Raw genomic sequence first — 4,602 nt, 5'->3', positions numbered from 1 at the left:
CTCATCCAGTATCATGGTAACATATTTTATTAATCTATTAGATATTGTTATAGTACAAGTCGTTAGTAAGGAAAATTAACTACTAATTACTGTACCAAGGACATTACTGTAACATCATCTTTGACCTGAAGGAACATTTCCGTTCCTTCATCTATTTTTACATTTTTACCCGGAACCAAGGCACCTGCCACTAATCCTATAGGATTACTCAGGATGATAACTCCTAAAATACCTGCCCCTACTGCCACATATATTCTTTTATTTTCTTCTTCCGCTCTTTCTCCCAATATTAAATTAACAGAAGTCCCATCTAAAGTTGAAATTGGTTTAAACTCTATCTCGAGTTTCCCTGGCCGCGATAAAATAGTGGCTTTCTTAGCTTTAGTTATTTCGCCTAATCCTTTTGAATTAGCGGGGATAACCAATTTATTATCTACAAATACATTTTCACTTATTTGAAAATCAAAGGTTTCACCTGTTTTATTCTCTTTAGAACTTAATGTACTCAAGAAACGAATAGATACCAGTGTTCCTGCAGGTATTAGTACCTCTTCCGCTTGCGGTGTACCTTCTTTAAAGCAAACACCAAAAATGTTTTCTGCTCGCATGGCTAACACATCATCCGATGTTTTACCGAATAAGGCATTTTCCAAATTTTCTATTCTTACAATTAAAGGTTCGGAAGTAATTTTCTCTTCTAACATCAACTGTGAGGCATTAATTTTAAAAATTACGGAAGATTCTTCGGGGGTTCCTAATATTATAAATTCTTTTAATTGTTTGACCCTACCGGTAATTGTTCCCGGGAGGGTCCTGCCTACTAATTCTTTTTCTAAATATTCTACCCGCTCAATCAGAGATTTTTCCCAGGTTGTTCCATAGATAGCCATTTCTACTTGCAATAGATCTTCCGATAAGGTCGCTTGGGATGCTTCTGCAGCCCAGGAAAATTGCGCCAAAACCGAAGTAAAGATAAAAGTAACTATTAGGAGAAAAGAAAATGATTTTTTAAATATCATTTTAAGAACACCTACCTTTAAAATACTATCTACCAATAATTTTATGATAGCCGATTTCTTTTTTCTGGCTATATACTAGATACCATACACTATATACTGTTTTATTATAATATGATTCTCTAATTTCCGCAAATATTTTCCCAAAAAAAATAGCCCCCGGAAAAATTCCGGGGGCTATCGTAGAATCTCACTAAGAGTTCTTACAATTAGAAGGTTACTTCAAGTTCTGCAGTTAAAGTACCGGCAGTACCAGAAATGATCATATCATCATAATCATTGATATCATCATCCCAATCATTCATTTCAAATCCAACAGTTAAGTCAGTATTTGCAGCCAAAGCATAAGCTAATTGTACTTCCGCACTCCAGAAGGCAGCACCATCACTATCTACACGGCCTTCAACAGTAAGATCCATATCATCAGCCAATGCATATTCTACTGTAGCAACTGCAACATAGGTCCCTGCTGGGTAATTGTATTCGCCTGCACCGCTTAAGATATAATCACCTTCGTCATCCACTGGATAATTCATATATTCAGCATACACATCTAAACCACCGGTTAATATATCGTAAGTAAGGTCTAATTCCGCAGCTTCTTCTGTGTCTGCATCAACTGTATAGACTAAATCAACTTCTACTTCGTGGGTTTGAACAGCCATAGCTGTATCCATATCGTAAGTCCAGCTTAATGTTCCATCAAGTTCATCAGATAATGGATAGGTAGCTGATACGCCACCGCCAAATCTGTCGGCAGTAAAGTCACTATTGGTTGGAACGAATCCAGCAGTTACGTAATGAGCATCAATGGATAAATCAAGATCATCTAACGCAGTGTCAACAGTTAATGCACCGGCATAAGCTAATGCAGCGCCATAGAACACTCCGGCTTCAGCAGCTACTTCTGTTTCATCATCATCACCCAATGCGAATGCTACATCCACACTTCCACCCATTCCGGCAGCTAATGGATCATAAGTAGCGGTAACACCAACTGCAACTTCATCTTCATCACCAACAGCAAAGGCAACATTGGCAATATAGAAATCTTCTACATCTCCAAAGAGGGTCCATTGACCAAGGTCATTTTCGGTGTCCCACTTCCAATTAGCCCAGAAACCGTTGAACTCTTCTTGATAAGTATCATATTCATAAATTAACCCTAAGCCAATAGGTCCTGGATCATCCGCAAAAATTTCACCTACTCTTAATTTTAAATCTTCACCTTGATAATCAACAAAGAAACTCTCCCAGGTTACTACAGGTGCACCGGAAAGTGCATCAACAACGTTTGCAGTAATTCCAGCGGTAGTGTTATCATTAATAGTAGCTTCAAAATTTATGTTCGTTTCATCGCTTAAAGTAGCTACAGCCATTGGAACTACTTGTTTAGTGTAAGTAGCTGTAAAGTCACCAGTAATGACAACTGGTTCAAAGAAAGAATCTAGTTTGGCAACGGTTCCTTCTAAAGCAGCAATTGCTTCAGAGTTAGCGCCAACAGCTGCCTCTAAATCAGCTACGGTTACTCCTAAATTAGCTAATTCATCAGCAAATTCAATAGCTAATTTCTCTAATATAGCTACGTCTTCAGCGGAGGCAAAATCCATACCTTCAACATAGGCCAATGCTTTAGCTACTGCTTCGGCAAATTCGTAACGAGTCATCGTCCTTCCACCACCGAAAGTACCATCAGGATAACCCACAATAACACCCTTTGCTGCTAAGCTTTGCACTGAATCATATGCCCAGTGGTTTAAAGGAACATCTACAAAAGGATTAGCAAGTACTGGAAGTGCAAAAGCTAATACTAATACTAATACTAATACTAATTTTTTCATTTTTTTCTCCTTGGTTTTTTTATATTTCCAGTTAATATTTTCTCCAAGGGAATTAATTAATTGAGTATCCATAGTTCCCTCATTAATCTTTTCTCTTTTTGAACTACTAACTGGTTTTTATATCATCCTTATTTTAATTAAAGCAGGTCCAAGTTTTTTTTCACCTCCTTTCCCCCTACTTTAACCAATCTTAGATGATAAACCTGTAGATCATTATTTCTTGTTAAGTACTTATACTACACCACTTTTTAAAAATCCTTCTTTTTTTTGAAAAAAATTTAAAAAATTCTCAATATTTTCCACGGCTCATATTTTTAAAGTGCTGATTATACAGATAGCTATTTGTAGTATTATACTTTTGCTTTTTTTATTATAAGCGTTAATCTATTGTAATGTCAAATAAAATTATATCTATAGGGTTGTTCAATTCACCAATTCACCGATTAAAATACAAAACTGGTTTTCGGTTTAGAGTTTTCAGTTCGTGGTTAATATCAGCCAGAGGGTAAGGTTTTCGGAGAAGAAATGGGTTCAGTTTCCATTCTCACTCTTAGGGGTCCTGTTCTCCAGGTATCATAAATTGAGATTACCGTGACTTTCATTTTTGTATCCGATTCTACTATAGTTCTAACTGCATCATATAAATTAATCGCAGATATAGTTCCTATAAAACTCGTTTTAGGGTCAGGAATTATTCCCTCTTTCACGGCAATAATATTCACTTGTCTAAGAATAGATAAAAGCTTCTTTTCTACCTCACTATAACTTTTTGAATTTTCAATTTCCTCGGAAATAATTTCTTCATCTAATTTAAAAAGTAATTTGTTCTCTAAGATGTTAAAATGTGCCACTATCGGTTCCCCTTTGATCACGTTTATCGAAGATAAAAGTCTTATTATCATCTCTTGATCGCTATTATGAATCTTCTGGATCATATCTTCAAATTCTTCCTGGGAAATAATAAATACCTGATTGCTTCTCTCGTCTTTTTTGGCTCCCATAGCAAGTACTTTATCAGATGCATCGTTTAAAAATTCAATTAAGTCTTTTCTAATTCCCTCAATCGATCTTTGACCTTGAATAAGAGTTAATGCAATCTGTTCGTCCGAACCAAAGATTACTTCTCCTTCTCTAACCCAGGTAATTCCGGAGTAAAGAGCTTTTATGGTAGCATTTAACTCTTCCACTTCCTTATCCAGCTTACTTTTCTCTACGATTAGATCCTCTTTTATTTTCGACAACTCTTCCAGTTGGCTGGTTTTATTTTTTATATCTTCGGTTAATTTCTGGTATTTTTCTTCCATTTCTTGTAGTTGAGTAGTTTTTTCCTTTAGGTCTTCTTTGGTTGAGGATAATTGTTCATTTCTTAATTCTACTTCTCGCGATAAATTGAAAAGCTTTCCTTTTAACTCTTCCATCCCAAATAAGGCAGTTCTTACGTCATTGGAAGAAATTGTAAGAATGGTAATGGTAATAATAGCGATTAAAATACCACTGACTACAGTAATAAATATTGCCGTATAGTGGGGACGTAATTTAAAGATGGTTACTCTTTTTTTGCCTATTTTAAGGCCTACCCAATCGCCAACAAAGGCAATTAATCCACTGATAATGATAAGGGTTAATACTAAAATTAAACTGTACATATTTTCTGGACTCCCTTCAGTCGTCCATATAGTCGTTAGTAAATAGTAAATAGTAAATAGTCGTTAGTATTAAATTCAAGATACAATATAATATAATAT

At 35.5% G+C, this 4,602-nt stretch carries 3 protein-coding genes; all 3 read right to left on the bottom strand.

Annotated features, from left to right (window positions below; genetic code table 11):
• Positions 1–86 precede the first annotated feature (86 nt).
• The 3 genes from ENO17_05440 to ENO17_05430 all read right to left on the bottom strand — a co-directional run bounded on the left by ENO17_05440 (position 87) and on the right by ENO17_05430 (position 4,503).
• A complete protein-coding gene (locus ENO17_05440; GenBank protein ID HER24469.1) occupies positions 87–1,019 on the bottom strand; it encodes a hypothetical protein in 933 nt (310 codons plus the stop codon).
• Positions 1,020–1,225: 206 nt separating this feature from the next.
• Positions 1,226–2,857: a hypothetical protein gene (locus ENO17_05435; protein HER24468.1), complete on the bottom strand. Its 1,632-nt coding sequence runs from the start codon at positions 2,855–2,857 to the stop codon at positions 1,226–1,228.
• 494 nt (positions 2,858–3,351) lie between these two features.
• Entirely contained in the window at positions 3,352–4,503 is a 1,152-nt protein-coding gene (locus tag ENO17_05430; GenBank protein HER24467.1) for a DUF3084 domain-containing protein, read from the bottom strand.
• Positions 4,504–4,602 lie beyond the last annotated feature (99 nt).

It is taken from the genome of Candidatus Atribacteria bacterium, assembly GCA_011056645.1.
Classification (GTDB): domain Bacteria; phylum Atribacterota; class Phoenicimicrobiia; order Phoenicimicrobiales; family Phoenicimicrobiaceae; genus Sediminicultor; species Sediminicultor quartus.
Note: the sequence above shows the minus strand (reverse complement) of the source record. Positions and strands in the feature narration are given on the sequence as shown.